The organism is Thiothrix nivea DSM 5205 (genome assembly GCF_000260135.1).
GTDB classification, from domain to species: domain Bacteria; phylum Pseudomonadota; class Gammaproteobacteria; order Thiotrichales; family Thiotrichaceae; genus Thiothrix; species Thiothrix nivea.
On record NZ_JH651384.1, the window covers coordinates 242,583 to 261,373 of the forward strand.

Below are 18,791 nucleotides of genomic sequence, written 5' to 3' on the forward strand. Positions count from 1 at the left end.
CTCAGTCTTCGCTCAGGAAATAGTGCAGCAGCGCCAACGGATGGCGTACCCCAGCTTCATACGCCTCCAGTGACCGCCCGACCAGTTCACTGCGCCACAAGTGTTGTTGGTTACGGATTTCATCGCAGGTCAGCCAGTGGGCGGCGGTAATGTCCGGGTCTATCTGGTAACCTTTGACCGGTTCTGTTTCCAGCAGCCTGCCGGTGAAGGTGAAACGCATGTATACCCGGTCAGAGTCAGGATGCTGGCGGTGAAATACACCCAGCAAGGCCGTCGGCTCGAAGCGGTAGGCGGTTTCTTCCAGGGTTTCGCGGCGCACGGCATCCAGCAGGCTTTCGCCATACTCCATGTGCCCGGCAGGTTGGTTGATGACCAATTGCCCGGCGTGCATTTCTTCCACCATCAGGAAGCGGCCTTCATGTTCAATGACGCTGGCGACGGTGACGCGGGGTTTCCATACCATGTGAGGGGTTCCGTTGCTGGATGAGTTCGCCCGGAACGCTCAGGGGGGAAACCCAAACGCACCGGGCAAGGGGATGCGGCTTACTTGGCAGCTGGGGTCGCTGCCGGTTCGGCAGGAGCAGCAGCTTTAGCTGGTTTTGTCCCTTCTGGCATCCAGCCAGAGGATACGCCAGCAGGCGGGTTGTTGATGATCCTGTCACCGGCTTTCAGGCCGGAAACGACTGCTACCTTGCTGCCGCCATTCTGGTCTGCGCCCAAACGGATCATGCGCAGTTCTGAAGTATTGTCTTCCTTCACCACCAGCACGCCGGGCAGGCTGCTGCCTTTCAGCAGGGCTGATTTGGGGATGACAATCACTTGGCTGCCTTTCTTGCTTTCCGGCACATAGATTTCAGCGTACATGCCGGGGGCTGTGGTGATTTCCATCGGAATGTCAAACTTCACCGTGACGGTATGGCGGCTGGGGTCAGCCACGGGGTAGATTTCCGATACCCGCACCGAGGTATTGGTGCTGCCATCGATACGCGCTGGCAGCAGCATGTCCTTGTTCAGGTTGCCGACCAGACCGGAAGGCACATCCGCCTGCAAGCGCTTGTATTTGACGTAACCAAATTTGATCAGTGGTTGGCCGGGTTGGACGGTATCGCCGACTTCGACCATTTTTTCCATGATGATGCCTTCAAATGGCGCGTAGGCACTGGCGTCACGCAGCGAGGAGTCAATTTCCTGCAATTGTGATAAGGCCTGTTGCACTTGGCTTTGTGCCTGGGAAACACCTGACATGGCGTTGTTCAGATCCGCCTGACGGACTGTGTCTGAATCGTAATTGCCCATAAACGAGTTGGCGAATGGGCGTACCGCCATGCGGTCGAACATGGCAGGCAGGCCAAAGCCGGGCATGGCACCGATGTCCTTGCTGCGCGGTGATGTCAATTCCCGGTAATACTGAGCCTGGGCATTCTGGTAGCCTGCCTGGGCCATGGCGATTTGGGAAGCGACTTCGTTGCGTTTGGCGCGCAGCTGGGTGTCGTCGATCTGGAACACAACAGCGCTTTGCGTCAGGCTGGTGCCGACTGGGCCTGCAACATACTTGACGACGCCGGGTATCTGCGCGCTCAGCGTAACTTCCTTGTACGGGACTACGGTGCTACCTAGCACGGATTGTGAACGTGCCCCGGTTGACTCAACCTGGATGATTTCAGCGGCCTGAGCAGACAGTATGCTGGCACAAAAACCAATCATTGCCAGTCCCAATGCCTTTTTATATCTAGTCATATGGTCTTTTTCCTCAAAAGCGGACGATTCAATATTGCCGCCATTCTAACATAGCATGTGATTATTTCCGGTATTCAATCGCAGACAGCAGGTCATGGTTGTCAAGCAGCAGCAAGGCGTTTTCCGGGGTGTCAATAAACGGGTTACGGATGCCATGGCGCGTATAAACCCAATTATTGTAAGCAATTTCCCAGGCGCTGGGGCTATCGACCTTGGCCCAATGCACCAGGGTATGGATGTGACGATTATAGAGTTCATCAATTTCGTATACCAGCAGCATGTAGAGGATGGCGCGGGCAATATCACCCCGGTTACGGGAGGGGATAACCCATTCATTATCCGCATCAAAGCCAGTGCCGGAAAAATTATCCGGGTGCAGTTCCATGTGGTAAGGGCGCACAATCTGGTCACCATCCAGATCGAAGCGGAAATTGGAACGCTTGGCATTGAGGCCGCGCTCTGACGGTGCGAAATTTAGTGGGTTGACCGTAGCACCGTTACGTACATGGCGCGGCACTCCCTTGCGGGCAAGGTAACGGTCGAGGAAATCACGCGGGATTACGTGTTCGATACTGTGGCGCTGCTTCTGGTAAAGCTCGCTGACCGGGACTGTGCCGTAAATCGAGGTTACCCAGCCGTATTCGCTGTCAAAGAAAAATGACCAGAAGTTTTTCCATTTGTCTTCGCTGCTCCATTGCTTGAAGTGCTTGTAGGACTGGAACACGCCCCCGGCATATTCAACGAAATCCTGCCGGGTAACAATATCGGCCAGCGTCCGTACCGTGTGCGCCGGGCGCTGGTTGATGCCAGTGGCAGCATCCGGTTGCACCGCGCATGGGCGCAGTTCCACGCATACCTGGCCGTGGTCAGATTGCAAGCGGTCATCCACCCCATCGGTGTCCAGATGCCGGTTCCAGATCTGGTAATCGGCGACTTCTGCCCTGGCAGCCGGATTTTTGGGGTTAAGGGCATTGGAGACGAGAATATAATCCAGTACACCACCTGTGCCACGATGGATTTTGGTGAACGGGCGCACACTAAGGCGCATATTGGGCGCGAGCCGAAAGCTGTCGGCCAGCCGGTAATCATAGAGCCAAGTGGTGACATCTTGCGGCCACTGTTCCGGTTCCAGCCCGCCAATGCTGTAAATGCGCTCCTGCATGGTCAGGGCCGCCAGTGGGATAGAGTCCTGGCTGTCATTCATGTCGCCCAGCACCACAATAGGGTGGGAAGCATCAACCGCCAATCGTGCCATCGTGCTGTGGTAGAGCAGGGTGGCTTCCAGCCCGCGTTGCAGCAGGGAGGCGACCGTGCCACGCGAAAGCCGTTGCAGGGTATCGCTGACCCGCTGCCGCCACGCCACTTTGTCAGCGTATGTCATGTCGAGGCTGACCGGGCGCTTGGATTTCAGATGCACGACATATACCGTCAGGGTTCCAATGCCGGGGAAGTCGACATCTGCGCAGACAGGGCGGCGGCTGAAACGGAAATCCACCGGTAGTGGCAAATCAGTGCGGATAGCGGCAGGCACGTCCACCGGGTGTACGGCCTGTATCGGCCAGCGCGACGCCAACGCCACAACCGACTTGATGTAGACCGCCGGGTCGTCTTCCCGGCTACCGGACTCATCAACCGTAATGAAGTGCGGGTAACCGGCTTCTGCACAAAGTTGGCGCAATTCCGGTACGCTGAAAACTTCCTGGAAGCCGACCATATCCGCATTCATTTCCCGCAGACGGGTAGTTACCCAGCGCTGTTTCTGTTCCCATTCCGCCTGCGTGTAGGTGTTGCGCTCGGTTTTGTTATGCCAGTAGTGTCCATGGGCAGCGAACTGGTACAAGTTGAAAGTGGCTAGTTTCATATTGTCAGGCTCATGTTTTTATTGTCGGCCAGGATAGTCAGCATGGCGCGCCATTTGCATCATTGGCCATAGCGTCGGCTCTTGTGGCATTGTATGCCAACTGCGAAGCTTTTTGTTTATAATCCGTCGCAAACGCGCTGAAAGACAACTTCAAATGGAGAGAGTGAATGTACCAACATATCAAGGTTCCCGCACAAGGCGAAAAAATAACGACCAATGCCGATTACTCCCTGAATGTGCCGGATAACCCGATCATCCCTTACGTCGAAGGGGATGGTATTGGCGTCGATATTAGTCCGGTCATGATCAAGGTAGTCGATGCGGCGGTGGGAAAAGCTTATGGTGGCCAGCGCAAAATTTCCTGGATGGAAGTCTATGCGGGCGAGAAAGCCACTCAGGTCTACGGCGAAGATGTGTGGCTGCCGGATGAAACCATTGATGCGGTCAAGGAATACGTCGTTTCCATCAAAGGCCCGTTGACCACCCCGGTTGGCGGTGGCATCCGCTCATTGAACGTGAAACTGCGCCAGGATCTGGATTTGTACGTATGCCTGCGCCCAATCCTTTATTATGACGGCGTTCCCAGCCCCGTGAAAGCGCCGGAAAAAATCAACATGGTTATTTTCCGTGAAAATTCCGAAGACATTTACGCGGGCGTTGAGTGGGCTGCTGGCTCACCAGAAGCGCAAAAGGTCATCAACTTCCTGCTGAATGACATGGGTGTGACCAAAATCCGTTTCCCGGAAACCTCCGGCATCGGCGTCAAACCGGTTTCCGCCGAAGGCACCAAGCGCCTGGTGCGCAAGGCCCTGCAGTACGCCATCGACAATGACCGTGATTCTGTGACCCTGGTGCACAAGGGCAATATCATGAAGTTCACCGAAGGCGGTTTCAAGAACTGGGGCTATGAACTGGCCAAAGAGGAATTCGGTGCCAAGGAACTGGATGGAGGCCCATGGTGTGCTTTCCAGAACCCCAAAACTGGCACTACCATTACCGTCAAGGATGTGATTGCCGACAACTTCCTGCAGCAGATTCTGCTGCGCCCGGAAGACTATTCCGTGATCGCGACCCTGAACCTTAACGGTGACTACATCTCCGACGCATTAGCTGCCCAGGTGGGTGGTATCGGTATTGCACCGGGTGCCAATATGTCCGATACCGTCGCCATGTTTGAAGCGACCCATGGGACAGCCCCCAAGTTTGCCGGTTTGAACCGGGTTAACCCAAGTTCGCTGGTGCTGTCGGCTGAAATGATGCTGCGCCACATGGGCTGGACAGAGGCCGCCGACCTGATCAACAAGGGCACGGCAGGGGCGATTTCCTCCAAGCGTGTCACGTTCGACTTTTCCGACATGATTGACGACGCCGAGGAACTGAGCTGTTCTGAATTTGGGGATAATGTCATTGCCCACATGTAAACGGCCAGCCCGCGTTTCGTGTTGTTGCTGAAACAGGCGGCCAGTGTGCCGCCTGTTTTTTTATTAGCTGCTATTGCAATTGCAGAAGTTGCACCAATCTATGGCAGGAATAGTGACAGCAGGCTGTCAAACCGTTTATAACATATGCATATCAACCCGCAAGCTTGGGGCAAGGTAAATCAGGAATGGCGCAAAAACCCAAAGAAGATCACGGTAACGGCCACGATTCCGGCGTAGCGGTGCAGGAATCCCGCCCGGAGGTGAAAGAACCACCGCGCTTTAAAGTTATACTCTTGAATGATGATTTCACGCCGATGGATTTTGTGGTGGAGGTGCTGCAAACGTTTTTTGGCATGGATCGTGAGAACGCTACCCGCATTATGTTGCACGTACATACCAAGGGCAAAGGCGTGTGCGGCGTCTATACTCGTGACATAGCGGAAACCAAAGTGGCCCAGGTCAGCCGGTTTGCGCGTGAACACCAACATCCCTTGTTGTGCACAATGGAAGAGGCTTGAGTCTTATGCTGAGCGCTGAAGTAGAATATTCGATCAATACCCTGTACGGTGATGCACGCACGCGACGTTACGAATTCGTCACGGTTGAACACCTGTTGCTCATCATGCTGGATAACCCCAGTGCTGCTGAAGCGCTACGCGCTTGCACCGTAGACATCCCGCAATTGCGCCACGAGCTGGAGGCATTTGTGGATGAAAATACCCCACTCATCCCGGAAACTGACCAGCGCGATGTGCAGCCAACCCTCGGGTTCCAGCGGGTCATCCACCGCGCTGTTTACAGCGCCCAAGCATCCCGCAAAGGGGAAGTGACCGGTGATGCCATCCTCGTCGCCATTTTTGGTGAGCCGGATTCACACGCGGTGTATTTCCTGTCCCGCCACCGGGTTTCCCGGCTCGACATCATTAATTTCGTCGCACATGGCATCCGCAAAGACCGCCAGTCCGAACCACCGGGCACGGGGCATGACGATGACGCCCAACAAGGTTCACCCGGCCAGCAGGATGCCGAAGCTGAAGGCAATGACAACGGCAAGCCGCTGGAAAAGTACGCCACCAACCTGAATGAGCAGGCGTTGGAAGGCAAGATTGACCCCCTGATCGGGCGTGATTTGGAAATTGAGCGTACCATTCAGGTGTTGTGCCGCCGCCGCAAGAATAACCCGTTGCTGGTAGGCGAGGCAGGCGTGGGCAAAACCGCGATTGCCGAAGGTCTGGCAAAGCGTATCGTGGATGGTGAAGTGCCGGAAATCCTGGCGGATGCCGTCATCTACTCGCTGGATATGGGCGCATTGCTGGCGGGCACCAAGTACCGGGGTGATTTCGAGAAACGCCTCAAGGCGGTATTAAAACAGATCAAGGCTGAAGCCCATGCGGTACTGTTCATTGATGAAATCCACACCATTATTGGCGCGGGCGCGACCTCTGGCGGCACTATGGACGCTTCCAACCTGATCAAGCCGGTATTGTCCACTGGCGAACTCAAGTGCATTGGTTCTACTACGTTCCAGGAATACCACGGGATTTTCGAAAAAGACCGCGCCTTAGCGCGCCGCTTCCAGAAAATCGACATCAATGAGCCGACGGTGGAAGAAACCATCGACATCCTCAAGGGGCTGAAAACCCGTTTCGAGGTGCACCACAATGTACGTTATACCTTCCCGGCGCTCAAGGCGGCGGCGGAACTGTCCGCTAAGTACATCAATGACCGTCATTTGCCCGACAAGGCGATTGACGTGATCGACGAGGCAGGAGCCAACCGTCAGTTGCAGCCAGCGGCTTCACGCAAGAAAACCATTGGTGTACACGATATTGAAGACATCGTAGCCAAAATTGCGCGGATTCCACCCAAATCGGTTTCCACTTCCGACATGCAAGTCCTGCGTAACCTGGAGCGTGACCTGAAAATGGTCATCTTCGGCCAGGATAAAGCCATTGACCAGTTGACTACCGCGATCAAGATGGCGCGTTCCGGCCTGCGTGATGACAGCAAACCGATTGGCTCCTTCATGTTCGCAGGGCCTACCGGGGTCGGTAAAACCGAGGTTTCCAAGCAGCTTGCACAACGCCTGGGGATTGAGCTACTGCGTTTCGACATGTCGGAATACATGGAGAGGCATACCGTTTCCCGCCTGATTGGCGCACCTCCTGGCTATGTCGGTTACGACGAAGGTGGCCTCTTGACGGATGCCGTCAACAAGCACCCTCATGCCGTACTGTTGCTGGATGAAATCGAAAAGGCACACCCGGACGTGTTCAACATCCTGTTACAGGTGATGGATCACGGCACACTGACCGATGCTAACGGGCGCAAGATTGACTTCCGCAATGTCATCCTGATCATGACCAGTAATGCGGGCGCGGAAAATATCAGCCGCAAATCGCTCGGCTTCACCGTGCAAGATCACACCCTGGATGCAACTGAAGCTGTTAACCGCACCTTTACGCCGGAATTCCGCAACCGTCTGGATGCCGTCATCCAGTTCAACCCACTGACTGCCGATGTGGTTGCATCCGTGGTGGACAAATTCATCATCAAGCTGGAAGCGCAACTCGAACCCAAAAAGGTCATCCTGGTGGTAGATGAAGCTGCCCGCCACTGGCTGGCGGAAAAAGGTTATGACCGCCTGATGGGCGCACGCCCAATGGAGCGCGTAATTCAGGAGCACATCAAGAAGCCACTGGCAGATGCCATCCTGTTCGGGGAGTTAAGCCAGGGTGGCAGGGTCGAAGTATCGGCAGATGATGATGGGCTGGTTATCGAGATGAGCGGCACGGAAGCCGTCCCAGCCTGAACATGATCGGGAAACTGTGACACTAAATGCGCCCTGCGGGGCGCATTTTTATTTGTTGCGGTAGCTGATGCGGCCTTTGGTCAGGTCGTAAGGGGTCAGTTGCACTGTCACCCGGTCGCCAGTCAGGATGCGGATATAGTTTTTACGCATACGCCCGGAAATATGGGCATTGACGACATGTCCATTATCCAGCTCAACCCGGAAAGTCGTATTGGGCAGGGTTTCAACAACCGTGCCTTCCATTTCGATATAATCTTCTTTGGCCATAATGCCTTCAAACACTTGGAAATAATAAACGGCGTATTATCCTTGCCGCACGCCAGATGACAAGCTCTTTTTCCCTAACCTGCGTATATTTAGCCGACAAAACAGCGGAATTCTCAACTTGCTGGTTTTCACGGCATTCCGTTTTGATTAGGATAGGCAGATTTTACTTTGCAGGGCACGCAGATAGCCCGTTTTGACGCTGGAGCAACAAACAAGATGACAATAGCAGGTATTTTTCCGGGACAAGGCTCCCAATCGCTGGGAATGCTGTCGGCGCTGGGCGCAGATTTTGCGGAAGTAGGCGAAACCTTCCAGGAGGCTTCGGCAGTACTGGGCCGTGATTTGTGGCGGCTTGCACAGGAAGGCCCTGACTCTGCCCTCAACAGCACCGAAAATACCCAGCCGCTGATGCTGGCAGCCGGGGTCGCCGTCTGGCGCGTCTGGCTCAAGCAGGGTGGCTGCCAACCTGCCGCAGTAGCAGGGCACAGTCTGGGGGAATATTCCGCGCTGGTCGCTGCTGGTGTGCTGAATTTTGCTGATGCCGTTGCCTTGGTGGCCGAACGCGCCAGCCTGATGCAATCAGCCGTGGCTGAAGGCGAGGGCAGCATGGCCGCAATCCTGGGGCTGGAAGACGCCCAGATTATTACTGCTTGTGAACAGGCTGCGCAAGGTGAAGTCGTGGAGGCGGTCAATTTCAACTCGCCTGGTCAGGTTGTGATTGCCGGTAATGCCGCTGCGGTCGACCGTGCCATTCAGGCGGCTACTGACATCGGGGCTAAAAAAGCGGTCAAGCTGTCCGTCAGCGTGCCTTCGCATTGCGCCCTGATGAAACCGGCTGCGGAAAAGCTGGCTGTCCGGCTGGCTACCATGGCTTTCAGTCCAGTGCAAATGCCTGTGTTGCACAACGTGGATGCCATGGCCCGCAGTAGCGCAGAGGAAACCCGAGCAGCTCTGGAACAGCAACTTTATCGGCCTGTGCGCTGGGTTGACACTATTCAGCGCCTACAAAGCGACTATGGCGTGACGGCGGCGGTTGAGTTTGGCCCCGGCAAGGTGCTGACTGGCCTGAACAAGCGGATTGACCGCAAATTGGGCGCGGTTTGCGTCATGGACAGCAAAACACTGGAAGAAGCATTGAAACTTTGTGAGGAGGCGGGCGCGTAATGGATTCATTGATCAGTTTGCAGGGTGAAATTGCCCTGGTGACCGGCGCAAGCCGTGGTATCGGGCGCAGCATCGCCGAAATGCTGGGCAAGGCTGGCGCAACCGTGATTGGAACTGCCACCAGTGAAAAAGGTGCGGAAGCCATTTCCACCTATATGTCCGAGTTGGGCATCAGCGGCAAGGGCATGATGCTGAACGTTGCCGACAAGGATTCCATTGATGGCATAGTCAAGGCTGTTAATGGCGAATTCGGCGCCATTACCGTACTGGTCAACAATGCGGGTATCACCCGCGACAACCTGTTGATGCGTATGAAAGACGAGGAGTGGGACGACATTATTGCCACCAACCTGACCTCCATTTTCCGCATGAGCAAAGCCTGTATGCGCGGTATGACTAAGGCGAAGAAAGGCCGCATCATTTCCATTTCTTCAGTGGTGGGCGCATCCGGCAACCCGGGGCAGACGAATTACGCCGCTGCCAAGGCTGGTCTGGTCGGCTTTTCCAAGTCACTGGCGCGTGAAATTGGCTCCCGTGGTATCACGGTGAATGTGGTTGCGCCGGGCTTCATCGACACCGACATGACCCGCGAGCTATCCGAAGACCAGCGCAGCAGCCTGTTGCAAAACATTCCGCTGGCGCGCTTGGGGCAGCCTGATGAAATCGCCGGGGCTGTGCTGTTCCTGGCCTCATCACTGGGAGCCTACATAACAGGCGAGACAATTCACGTCAATGGTGGTATGTATATGGCCTAAACCTGCTGGTATGATGGGTGGGTTTTAAATACAATATGCTACCGCTAACGAACACTTTTTATTTACGAGGAATACAAAACCATGAGCGATATCGAAGAGCGCGTCAAGAAAATCGTTGTTGAGCAACTGGGCGTTGACGAAGCCGAAGTGACCAATACAGCTTCCTTCATTGACGACCTCGGCGCGGATTCTCTGGACACCGTCGAGCTGGTTATGGCGCTGGAAGAAGAATTTGGTGCTGAAATCCCTGATGAAGAGGCAGAAAAAATCACTACGGTTCAAGCTGCCATTGACTACATCAAGGGTCAGCAAGGTTAATTCCTGCGCGCAAACCGCAGTCCGTTACTGATGACGGATTGCGGTTTTCTCATTTTTTACGCAAAGATAGGGGCACAAGTTTGTCTAAGCGACGTGTAGTAGTAACAGGACTTGGTATCGTTTCTCCGGTAGGTTCCCAGCTGGAAATAGCCTGGGGTAACATCAAGGCTGGCCATAGCGGCATCAACCGCATCAGTCCTGACCTGTTTGACGCCAGCGCCTTCAGTGTGCAGATTGCGGGCAACGTCAAGGGTTTCAACGCCGATGACTACATCAAACCGAAAGACCAGAAGAAGATGGATACCTTTATCCACTATGGTATCGGCGCTGGGGTTGAGGCCATCCGTGACGCTGGCTTGGAAGTGACCGAAGAAAATGCCGAGCGTATCGGCGTGCTGATGGGTTCCGGTATCGGTGGCCTGGAAACAATTGAACGCAACTACAATGCCTTCCTGAATGGTGGGCCGCGCAAGATTTCCCCGTTCTTTGTGCCTGCAAGCATTATCAACATGGTGGCGGGCAACCTTTCTATCATGTTTGGCCTGAAAGGCCCCAATATGTCCATCGTGTCTGCCTGCGCGACTGCTACCCACAGCATTGGTGATGCGGCACGCATGATCGTTTATGGCGACGCAGACGTAATGGTCGCTGGTGGTGCTGAAATGGGTTCCACCCCACTGGGTATTGGTGGTTTTGCCGCCGCCCGCGCACTGTCTACCCGCAATGATGACCCGGAACGCGCCAGCCGCCCGTGGGATGTTGACCGCGACGGTTTCGTCCTTGGTGACGGTGCTGGCGTGCTGGTGCTGGAAGAATACGAATTTGCCAAAAAGCGCGGTGCACGTATCTACTGCGAATTGGTCGGCTATGGCATGAGTAGCGATGCTTACCATATGACTTCCCCATCCGAAGGTGGTGAAGGCGCTGCCCGTTGCATGGTCAATGCCATGCGCGATGCAGGCCTGAATGCAACCGACATTGACTATATCAACGCGCACGGCACTTCCACGCCTGCGGGTGACAAGGCAGAAACCATGGCGGCCAAACGTGCGCTGGGTGATCATGCCTACAAGGTCGCGGTCAGTTCCACCAAGTCCATGACCGGTCACTTGTTGGGCGCCGCCGGTGGTATCGAAGCGGTGTTCAGCGTGCTGGCAATTCGTGACCAGGTGCTGCCACCAACGATCAACATGGAAAATCAGGATCCCGAATGCGATCTGGACTACGTTCCCAATGTCGCGCGTGAAACCACGGTCAATATTGCCATGAGCAACTCCTTCGGCTTTGGTGGTACCAACGGAACCCTGATTTTCAAGAAAATCTGAAGCTGATTGCATACGAAAATCCTTAAGGGCGAGTTTGATCTGCTCGCCCTTCATGAGCAAAACCCCTCTCGCTACCCGTTTCTGCTGGAAAGCGTTTCTATCTCCCCTCACGCCCGTTACAGCCTGCTGTTTGCGTTTCCGCAGGAGACTTTGCGTCTGGATGATTTGGGGGAGGAAAGCTTTTGTGCGCGGTTGGATAAGGTTTGGGAAGAAACCCCTCCCAGCCTACCCTTGTCAGGGGAGGGGCAAGAGATCCCGTTTCGGGGTGGATGGTTCCTCTATTTGGGGTATGAGCTTGCCGGACAGTTGGAGCCAACCCTGAATTTACCGGCAGAGCAGGGTGGTTTGCCGATTGCGCTGGCTGTCAGGATTCCCGCAGCCATCATTATTGATCATCACACTGATAAAACAATAATTGTTTCAGAGGAAAGTGTTAGAAATGAATTTTCAAGTATTTTAGCAGATATTCAGGGTTTGCCCTCTTGTCCCTCCCCTGATAAGGGGAGGTTAGGAGGGGTTTCTTTAACCGAAGATCCCCCCGAACAATTCACTGCTGGAGTAGAGCGTATCCGCGACTACATCGCTGCTGGTGACGTGTTCCAGGTCAACCTGTCACGCGCATGGCAGATGGAACTACCGGTAGAATACTCCCCCGCCGACCTTTATCGCCTACTGCGTAAAGCAAATCCGGCACCGTTTGCCTGCTTCGCGGATTTCGGTGATTTTGCCATCGTCAGCTCATCGCCAGAGCGTCTGGTAAGGGTGAAAGAAGGGATCGTCGATACACGCCCAATTGCCGGAACCCGCCCGCGTGACGACGACCCTGAACGTGACCAGGCGCTGCTGAACGAACTGGTTGCACACCCCAAGGAACGCGCCGAACACATCATGTTGATTGACCTGGAGCGCAATGACCTTGGCCGCATCTGTGAATATGGAACGGTGGAAGTGGATGAACTGATGGTGGTAGAAAGTTACCAACACGTACACCACATCGTTTCCAACATCCGTGGCAAACTGAAGGCTGGAACGACGCCGGGGCAGGTGATCCATGCCGTTTTCCCCGGCGGCACCATCACCGGCTGCCCCAAAGTGCGCTGCATGGAAATCATCGCGGAACTGGAACAAACGGGCAGAGGTGTCTATACCGGTTCTGTTGGCTACCTCAACCACAACGGGGACATGGATCTGAACATCCTCATCCGCACCATGACGTTGCAAGGCAAGCACCTGACTTTCCGTACCGGCGCAGGCATCGTCATGGATTCCGTTCCCACCAATGAATTGAAAGAAACCCGTCATAAGGCACGAGGGCTACTCAGGGCAATCGGGCATGATACGGGTTAACGGTGTTGAAGCTGACTGTTTGCCAGTTACTGACCGTGGCTTGTTGTACGGTGACGGAGTTTGGGAAACGATTGGCGTGCAGCAGGGCAGGGCGCAACTGCTTGACTGGCATCTGGAGCGTATGCAGGGTGGCTTGCAGGCATTAGGTATCACAGAGCCAGATTGGGGCAGTTTCCGGCAGGAAATCCATGCTGCCTGCGCAAACCAGGAGCGGGCGGTTCTCAAACTGATCATTACCCGTGGCGCGGGGCAGCGTGGTTACAACCCGGCCACTACCTCAGCACCCACCCGTATCCTGCAAATCTCCCCCTGGCCGGAATACCCCTCAAGCTACACAGGGCAGGGCATAAGGCTGGCGCTATGCGAAACCCGTCTGGCACAGCAGCCGCGCTTGGCTGGTTTCAAGCACCTGAACCGGCTGGAGCAGGTGTTGGCGCGCGCTGAATTTGGTAGTGACTTCCAAGAGGGTTTGGTACGCGATTATGTGGGAAATGTGGTGGAGGGCACCATGAGCAACCTGTTTGTTCTCAGTACGCAAGGGGATGTGTGCACGCCCGACTTGAGCCAGTGCGGCATTGCCGGAATTATGCGCCGATTTATTATCCAAAGTCTTGAGAATCTCGGCATTCAGTGCGACATTCGCAGCTTGAGTTTGCGGGAGATTAACGAGGCGCGGGCGTTATTCATGACCAACTCCCTGATTGGTGTGTGGCCTGTGTATGAGTTTTTCGGCAAACATTACAAAATAGTGCCATTAATCAGGGAATTGCAGGTAACCATAAAAGCATTACCATGAAACTAATATTCAAATTATTAGGCTTGCTACTTATCACTACATTCGTCACGGTCGGGTTCCTGCTGTGGTATCAATATGACAATTTTCTGGAAACGCCAGTAACGTCCACAGAAGACCCTACTATCTTCGAAATCAAGCCTGGCAGCAGTATCAGGACTGTTGCCAATCAACTGGAAGAGAGAGGCATCATAGCTCACGGGATACTCTTTTTTGCCCATGCCCGCCTGACCGGTTCAGCCCACAAGCTTAAGGCTGGCGAATACCAGCTCACGTCGGGTATGAAACCGGATGACTTGTTGAAAAAATTTGTTTCCGGCCAAGTGCTGCAATATCAGCTTGGTATCATCGAAGGCAAGACATTCAAGGATATTGTCGCTGACATCCGCCAGCATCCGCAGATCGAGCAAACCCTGACGGATGAGGACTACAAGTCCATCATGCAAAAACTGGATGCACCGGAGGGTATGCAGCCAGAGGGATGGTTCCTTCCAGAGACCTACCATTTCCCGCGTAAAACGACCGACCTACAATTTCTGCAACGCAGCTATCAGGCTATGCAAACTTATCTGGACAAAGCCTGGCAAGGGCGGGAACAGAATCCCCATATCAAGACACCCTATGAAGCCCTGATTCTTGCTTCCATCATTGAAAAAGAAACCGGCCTTCCGGAAGAGCGCCCGCTGATTGCCCGCGTGTTCCTGAACCGTCTGGAAAAGGGGATGCTACTGCAAACCGACCCCACCGTCATTTACGGCATGGGCGAGAGTTACGACGGCAATATCCGCAAGGCAGACCTGCGGACTGACACACCTTACAACACTTATACCCGCAGTGGTTTGCCACCAACGCCAATAGCCACCCCTAGCAAGGCGGCCATTGATGCCGTTATGCACCCGGCCAGCGGTAATGTCTTGTACTTTGTAGCGACAGCACCGGGGGCAGCCTCCCATTTCTCGGTAACGCTGGATGAACACAATCGTGCAGTGCAGCAATACATCCTTAACCGAAACAAAGCGGAGAAACCATGAACCGTGGCCTTTTCATCACCCTGGAAGGCGGGGAAGGGGCGGGCAAAAGTACCAATGCCACCTGGATTGCCGATTATTTGCAGGAAAGGGGCAAATCAGTCCTGGTGACACGCGAACCGGGCGGCACTGAAGTGGCGGAGGCCATCCGTACTGTGCTGTTGTCGCCGAAATTGCCTGCGATGCATCCCGACACTGAATTGCTGCTGATGTTTGCCGCCCGCAATGAACATCTGCGCCAGAAAATTCTGCCAGCGCTGGAGCAGGGGACATGGGTCATCTGTGACCGTTTCACCGACGCGACCTATGCCTACCAAGGCTATGGGCGCAATATTCCACTGGCGCGCATTGGTGAGCTGGAAACCTGGGTGCAGGGGGGGGTACGGCCTGATTACGTACTCCTGTTTGACCTGGATATTGATACCGGCATGTCCCGTGCGCGGGCGCGTGGCCGTGCTGACCGTTTTGAACAGGAGCAGGCGGCATTTTTCGAGCGCATCCGCACAGGTTACCAGCAAAGGGCAGGGCAGATACCGGAACGTTACCCCGTCATTGATGCCGCCAAACCCCTTGGACAGGTCAGGGAACAGCTGCAACAGGTTCTGGAACGCATTCTGGCCGGAGAGGCAGCATGATTTACCCGTGGCAAACCTGTGCATGGGAAACGGTACAACGGGCAATCAATGCCAATCACTTGCACCATGCACTGCTGCTAAGCGGGGAGGAGGGCTGTGGTAACAGCGCATTTGCCCACTCGCTAGCACAGAGCCTGCTATGCCTAAGTCCCGCCGATGATGGCAGTGCTTGTGGGCAATGCCGCAGTTGCCAGGTCTTTGCCGCGCGGGCGCATCCGGATTTCATGCCTGTGGCGTTGCAGGAAGACAAGCAGAGCATCCTGATTGAGCAAATCCGTGAACTCAATTATTTTCTGGGGCTAAGCCGCAGTTATAGCCCACGGCGTGTTGCCGTTATCGCGCCCGCCGAACGCATGAATGTCAATGCCGCCAACAGTTTGCTGAAGTCGTTGGAAGAGCCGGCCCCTGACACCCATATTCTGCTGCTCACCGGCCACCCGGCGGCTTTGCTGCCCACCATCCGTAGCCGCTGCCAAGAAATCCGCTTGCCTGTTCCCAGCCATAATGCTGCCGCCGAATGGCTGCGGGGGCAGGAACTCCGGCATTCCCCCGAGAACCTGCTGGAAGCGTCTGGAGGCAGGCCACTGACAGCCTTGGAACTGGATGCGACAGAAACCCTTGCAGAGCGCCAGCAATGGCTGAAACACCTGCTACAGCTGGCTCAAGGCCAAGGCAACATTGCCGAGATTTCCTCGCATTGGGAAAAGCATGACCGGGTACGTTTGCTCAATTGGCAGCTTAGCTGGATTATCTCCATTGTGAAAGGCAATATCACGCAAGCTCCGGCGTCACTGCCAGCTGAAGTGGAAAGCCTGCGCAGGCTTATTACCCAAAAAAAGGCCTTCAAAATTCATGAGCGTTTGATTGAGCTTAAAAAATTTTCCACTCATCCCCTCAACGCCCGCTCATACATTGAATCCATGCTAGTATTATGGAGCCTGTAGCTTTACAGGCTGGTCAAGTGGTCAGGAACGTGAATGAACAATAACAGCGGGGTACAACACAGCGGAAAGGAGGATGGTAGGCCAGCCAGCCTTTCTATGGCTATTGCTGAAAAATCCGCCCTACACGCCTGCTATATGCCATTCATCAAAGATGGCGGCATTTTCGTGCCTACCACCGACAAGTTCACCCTGCATGATAATGTCGTCCTGCATTTGCGCCTGGTTGAAGAGGGCAAGAAACTGCTGATCCCTGGCCGGGTTGTATGGATTTCGCCGGGTGTTGGTCATCGTGGAGCCAGCCCAGGGGTCGGCCTGCAATTCACGGGTGAACAGCGCCTCCGCGTCAAGCAGTTCATCGAAGACGTCCTTGGCGATTTGGTCAGGCAGGTAGTCCTCAATCCTTCCTACTGAAATACAAGCAAAATACTGCTTGAAACACCCTCTGCGTTAGTATGCAAACATAACTCACCGAAGTAAGCACATGAGCAGAGTAGCCTATGAGACTGATTTTTATAGCTGGAGCCTACAACAGACTGACTTGCTGTAAAAAAAAGCGGTTTGAACAGCTTGATCTTGACAGCTATAAAAGCATTAACAGTTTCATCCTACACCCCTTATTCAGCACGGCAAATATCTATCATTGCAGGCTTGACGCAGTGCAGCAAAATAGTGCATTGTCGACACTTTGGTGTCAGACAGTACACTACAATCCTATCATCCGGGTCATGCCTCGTCACTTTTGAGTTATATTGTCGACATTCTGCTTCAAAAGTGTCAACAATGTCAGGATGTTTTACTTGAAAAAACCCTCTTTCGCGGTATTATTGTCAACATAACAGACAAGATGTCGACAAAATGAGGAGCACCATGGCATTTTCAACTGCATGTAAACTACAGGATCCGGTAACGATTGCAGACAAGCTATTTCTTGACCTGCGCCGCGCCATCCTGGTGGGTGAAATTCCCGCCGGAAAGAAAATCAGTGAGCCTGAGCTAGCCACCTCCTACGGTGTAAGCCGGGGTTCCCTGCGGGAGGCTATAGGCAAGCTGGAAAACTGCAATCTGGTGACGCGCAAGCCCAATATTGGCGCGCGTATCATCGGTTTTTCCACCTTGCAGATGATGGAGATTTACCAGATACGCGAGGCGATGGAAGGCATGGCCGCGCGTTTGGCCGCCGAAAACATGACAGAAGAAGAAATTGGCCGCCTGCGCAGCATCCTGGAGCGCCACAAAGCGGAAATCGACCAGCATCAGGGCTATTCCCAACAAGATGTTGATCTCGATTTCCACTTTTGCATTATCCAGGGCAGCAAGAACATGCGCCTGATCCGCATGCTGTGTCAGGATTTGTATGATCTGGTGCGGTTTTACCGTTTCCGGCTCAAGTCCGGCTTTTACCGCAGCGAACAGGCATTCCAGGAACACAACCTGATCGTATCAGCCATTGAGCGGCGCGACGGGGAAATGGCGGAAACCTTGATGCGCCACCACATCCGTGCTTCGCGGGATTATGCCCGCCAAGCGCTGGAAGACACCGTGGCGCAGGATGAAAGCTGAACCAGTAACCAAGATATTGTCCATTAACGGGGAGCATCCATGAAGAATACGAGCAACCGACCACTTTCACCGCACTTGCAGGTGTACAAAATGCCACTGCCTGCCATTTTGTCGGTGCTGCATCGAGGCACAGGTATCGTCCTGGCTATCGGCACCATTCTGGTCGCTTGGTGGCTAGCCGCGATTGCGGGCGGGGAAGAATCATTCAATACCGCCAACGCTATTCTCGGCTCTTGGTTTGGCAAGCTGGTGTTGTTCGGCTGGTCATGGACGCTGTTCTACCATTTATGCAACGGCATCCGCCATCTGGTATGGGATACCGGCTTTGGCCTTGACCTGCCAACCGTGTACCTGGGTGGCAAGGTGGTTATCGCCGCGTCATTTGTCCTGACTATCCTGCTGTGGATCGTTGCCTGAAACCCCTGTTGAGGAAGTATTACTGATGAGTTTATTGACGCCTTTCAAACAGGCCAGCGGCCTTGGCAGCACCAGCGATGGTGTAAAACACTGGTGGATGCAGCGCATGACTGCGGTGGCGCTGGTTCCGCTAACCTTGTGGGTTGCGTTTGCAGTTGCCGCCCACGCCGGTGCTGATTACGCCAGCGTGGCTGCTTGGTTTGCGCAGCCGTTCACCACCACCATGCTGACACTGTTTGTGTTTACTGCTTTCCTGCACGCCAGCCAGGGGCTGACCGTGGTGATTGAAGATTATGTCCACCATGATGGGGTCAAGGTAACAGCTTTGGTCTGCATCAAATTGATGCTGGTACTGTTGGGGACCAGTAGCGTCTTAAGTATTTTGCGTACCGCATTTTCAGGCTGAG

20 protein-coding genes are annotated in these 18,791 nt (G+C 54.4%); 16 read left to right on the forward strand and 4 right to left on the reverse strand.

From position 1 onward, the window contains the following. Position 1: 1 nt before the first annotated feature. From THINI_RS01470 to THINI_RS01480, 3 genes are all read right to left on the reverse strand, one after another. A complete protein-coding gene (locus THINI_RS01470; RefSeq protein ID WP_002706911.1) occupies positions 2-463 on the reverse strand; it encodes an NUDIX hydrolase in 462 nt (153 codons plus the stop codon). 80 nt (positions 464-543) lie between these two features. Further along, positions 544-1,737, reverse strand: coding sequence for an efflux RND transporter periplasmic adaptor subunit (locus THINI_RS01475; RefSeq protein WP_002706912.1), 1,194 nt, complete (start codon positions 1,735-1,737; stop codon positions 544-546). A gap of 61 nt (positions 1,738-1,798) precedes the next feature. Continuing rightward, positions 1,799-3,598: an endonuclease gene (locus THINI_RS01480; RefSeq protein ID WP_002706913.1), complete on the reverse strand. Its 1,800-nt coding sequence runs from the start codon at positions 3,596-3,598 to the stop codon at positions 1,799-1,801. 167 nt (positions 3,599-3,765) lie between these two features. On the opposite strand from THINI_RS01480, the gene icd reads away from it, so the two are divergent. The 3 genes from icd (at position 3,766) to clpA (ending at position 7,831) form a co-directional block, all read left to right on the forward strand. Beyond that, complete coding sequence (gene icd, locus THINI_RS01485) at positions 3,766-5,019, forward strand: NADP-dependent isocitrate dehydrogenase (protein ID WP_002706914.1); 1,254 nt, start codon at positions 3,766-3,768, stop codon at positions 5,017-5,019. A 185-nt stretch (positions 5,020-5,204) separates the two neighbouring features. Further along, on the forward strand, positions 5,205-5,537 hold the full coding sequence (gene clpS, locus THINI_RS01490) for an ATP-dependent Clp protease adapter ClpS (protein WP_002706915.1): 333 nt from the start codon (positions 5,205-5,207) through the stop codon (positions 5,535-5,537). A gap of 5 nt (positions 5,538-5,542) precedes the next feature. Continuing rightward, positions 5,543-7,831, forward strand: a complete 2,289-nt coding sequence (gene clpA, locus THINI_RS01495; protein ID WP_002706916.1) for an ATP-dependent Clp protease ATP-binding subunit ClpA — start codon at positions 5,543-5,545, stop codon at positions 7,829-7,831. Between the two features lie 48 nt (positions 7,832-7,879). Here the strand turns inward: clpA and infA are convergent, their stop codons facing one another. Next, the gene (infA, locus tag THINI_RS01500; protein WP_002706917.1) at positions 7,880-8,098 is read right to left on the reverse strand and encodes a translation initiation factor IF-1; all 219 of its coding nucleotides are present in this window, start codon (positions 8,096-8,098) and stop codon (positions 7,880-7,882) included. Between the two features lie 216 nt (positions 8,099-8,314). Here infA and fabD point away from each other — a divergent pair, with 216 nt between their 5' ends. The 13 genes from fabD to sdhD all read left to right on the forward strand — a co-directional run bounded on the left by fabD (position 8,315) and on the right by sdhD (position 18,790). Further along, entirely contained in the window at positions 8,315-9,262 is a 948-nt protein-coding gene (fabD, locus tag THINI_RS01505; protein WP_002706918.1) for an ACP S-malonyltransferase, read from the forward strand. Further along, positions 9,262-10,017: a 3-oxoacyl-ACP reductase FabG gene (gene fabG, locus THINI_RS01510; RefSeq protein ID WP_002706919.1), complete on the forward strand. Its 756-nt coding sequence runs from the start codon at positions 9,262-9,264 to the stop codon at positions 10,015-10,017. Before fabD ends, fabG begins: the two co-directional genes overlap by 1 nt. Positions 10,018-10,098: 81 nt before the next feature. Continuing rightward, complete coding sequence (gene acpP, locus THINI_RS01515) at positions 10,099-10,335, forward strand: acyl carrier protein (protein ID WP_002706920.1); 237 nt, start codon at positions 10,099-10,101, stop codon at positions 10,333-10,335. A gap of 80 nt (positions 10,336-10,415) precedes the next feature. Beyond that, positions 10,416-11,660, forward strand: a complete 1,245-nt coding sequence (gene fabF / locus THINI_RS01520; protein WP_002706921.1) for a beta-ketoacyl-ACP synthase II — start codon at positions 10,416-10,418, stop codon at positions 11,658-11,660. A gap of 6 nt (positions 11,661-11,666) precedes the next feature. Beyond that, the gene (locus THINI_RS01525; protein WP_002706922.1) at positions 11,667-13,007 is read left to right on the forward strand and encodes an aminodeoxychorismate synthase component I; all 1,341 of its coding nucleotides are present in this window, start codon (positions 11,667-11,669) and stop codon (positions 13,005-13,007) included. Further along, a complete protein-coding gene (gene pabC / locus THINI_RS01530; RefSeq protein WP_002706923.1) occupies positions 12,994-13,803 on the forward strand; it encodes an aminodeoxychorismate lyase in 810 nt (269 codons plus the stop codon). The genes THINI_RS01525 and pabC overlap by 14 nt, the downstream gene beginning before the upstream one ends. After that, entirely contained in the window at positions 13,800-14,831 is a 1,032-nt protein-coding gene (mltG, locus tag THINI_RS01535; RefSeq protein ID WP_002706924.1) for an endolytic transglycosylase MltG, read from the forward strand. Before pabC ends, mltG begins: the two co-directional genes overlap by 4 nt. Next, the gene (gene tmk, locus THINI_RS01540; protein WP_002706925.1) at positions 14,828-15,463 is read left to right on the forward strand and encodes a dTMP kinase; all 636 of its coding nucleotides are present in this window, start codon (positions 14,828-14,830) and stop codon (positions 15,461-15,463) included. The genes mltG and tmk overlap by 4 nt, the downstream gene beginning before the upstream one ends. After that, on the forward strand, positions 15,460-16,407 hold the full coding sequence (holB, locus tag THINI_RS01545) for a DNA polymerase III subunit delta' (protein WP_002706926.1): 948 nt from the start codon (positions 15,460-15,462) through the stop codon (positions 16,405-16,407). Before tmk ends, holB begins: the two co-directional genes overlap by 4 nt. A gap of 33 nt (positions 16,408-16,440) precedes the next feature. Continuing rightward, positions 16,441-16,818 (forward strand): PilZ domain-containing protein, encoded by a 378-nt coding sequence (locus THINI_RS01550; protein ID WP_002706927.1) that lies wholly within the window; start codon positions 16,441-16,443, stop codon positions 16,816-16,818. Positions 16,819-17,274: 456 nt separating this feature from the next. Beyond that, complete coding sequence (locus THINI_RS01555) at positions 17,275-17,967, forward strand: GntR family transcriptional regulator (protein ID WP_002706928.1); 693 nt, start codon at positions 17,275-17,277, stop codon at positions 17,965-17,967. A gap of 39 nt (positions 17,968-18,006) precedes the next feature. Next, complete coding sequence (sdhC, locus tag THINI_RS01560) at positions 18,007-18,384, forward strand: succinate dehydrogenase, cytochrome b556 subunit (RefSeq protein ID WP_002706929.1); 378 nt, start codon at positions 18,007-18,009, stop codon at positions 18,382-18,384. A 25-nt stretch (positions 18,385-18,409) separates the two neighbouring features. Then, positions 18,410-18,790 carry a succinate dehydrogenase, hydrophobic membrane anchor protein gene (gene sdhD / locus THINI_RS01565; protein WP_002706930.1) on the forward strand — a complete coding sequence of 127 codons (381 nt, stop codon included), beginning with the start codon at positions 18,410-18,412 and terminating at the stop codon, positions 18,788-18,790. Position 18,791: the final 1 nt, after the last annotated feature.

Coding starts and splice junctions, on each gene's coding strand:
- THINI_RS01470 (WP_002706911.1), bottom strand. CDS start 463: ATGGTATGGAAACCCCGCGTCACCGTCGCCAGCGTCATTGAACATGAA.
- THINI_RS01475 (WP_002706912.1), bottom strand. CDS start 1,737: ATGACTAGATATAAAAAGGCATTGGGACTGGCAATGATTGGTTTTTGT.
- THINI_RS01480 (WP_002706913.1), bottom strand. CDS start 3,598: ATGAAACTAGCCACTTTCAACTTGTACCAGTTCGCTGCCCATGGACAC.
- icd (WP_002706914.1), top strand. CDS start 3,766: ATGTACCAACATATCAAGGTTCCCGCACAAGGCGAAAAAATAACGACC.
- clpS (WP_002706915.1), top strand. CDS start 5,205: ATGGCGCAAAAACCCAAAGAAGATCACGGTAACGGCCACGATTCCGGC.
- clpA (WP_002706916.1), top strand. CDS start 5,543: ATGCTGAGCGCTGAAGTAGAATATTCGATCAATACCCTGTACGGTGAT.
- infA (WP_002706917.1), bottom strand. CDS start 8,098: ATGGCCAAAGAAGATTATATCGAAATGGAAGGCACGGTTGTTGAAACC.
- fabD (WP_002706918.1), top strand. CDS start 8,315: ATGACAATAGCAGGTATTTTTCCGGGACAAGGCTCCCAATCGCTGGGA.
- fabG (WP_002706919.1), top strand. CDS start 9,262: ATGGATTCATTGATCAGTTTGCAGGGTGAAATTGCCCTGGTGACCGGC.
- acpP (WP_002706920.1), top strand. CDS start 10,099: ATGAGCGATATCGAAGAGCGCGTCAAGAAAATCGTTGTTGAGCAACTG.
- pabC (WP_002706923.1), top strand. CDS start 12,994: ATGATACGGGTTAACGGTGTTGAAGCTGACTGTTTGCCAGTTACTGAC.
- mltG (WP_002706924.1), top strand. CDS start 13,800: ATGAAACTAATATTCAAATTATTAGGCTTGCTACTTATCACTACATTC.
- tmk (WP_002706925.1), top strand. CDS start 14,828: ATGAACCGTGGCCTTTTCATCACCCTGGAAGGCGGGGAAGGGGCGGGC.
- holB (WP_002706926.1), top strand. CDS start 15,460: ATGATTTACCCGTGGCAAACCTGTGCATGGGAAACGGTACAACGGGCA.
- THINI_RS01550 (WP_002706927.1), top strand. CDS start 16,441: ATGAACAATAACAGCGGGGTACAACACAGCGGAAAGGAGGATGGTAGG.
- THINI_RS01555 (WP_002706928.1), top strand. CDS start 17,275: ATGGCATTTTCAACTGCATGTAAACTACAGGATCCGGTAACGATTGCA.
- sdhC (WP_002706929.1), top strand. CDS start 18,007: ATGAAGAATACGAGCAACCGACCACTTTCACCGCACTTGCAGGTGTAC.
- sdhD (WP_002706930.1), top strand. CDS start 18,410: ATGAGTTTATTGACGCCTTTCAAACAGGCCAGCGGCCTTGGCAGCACC.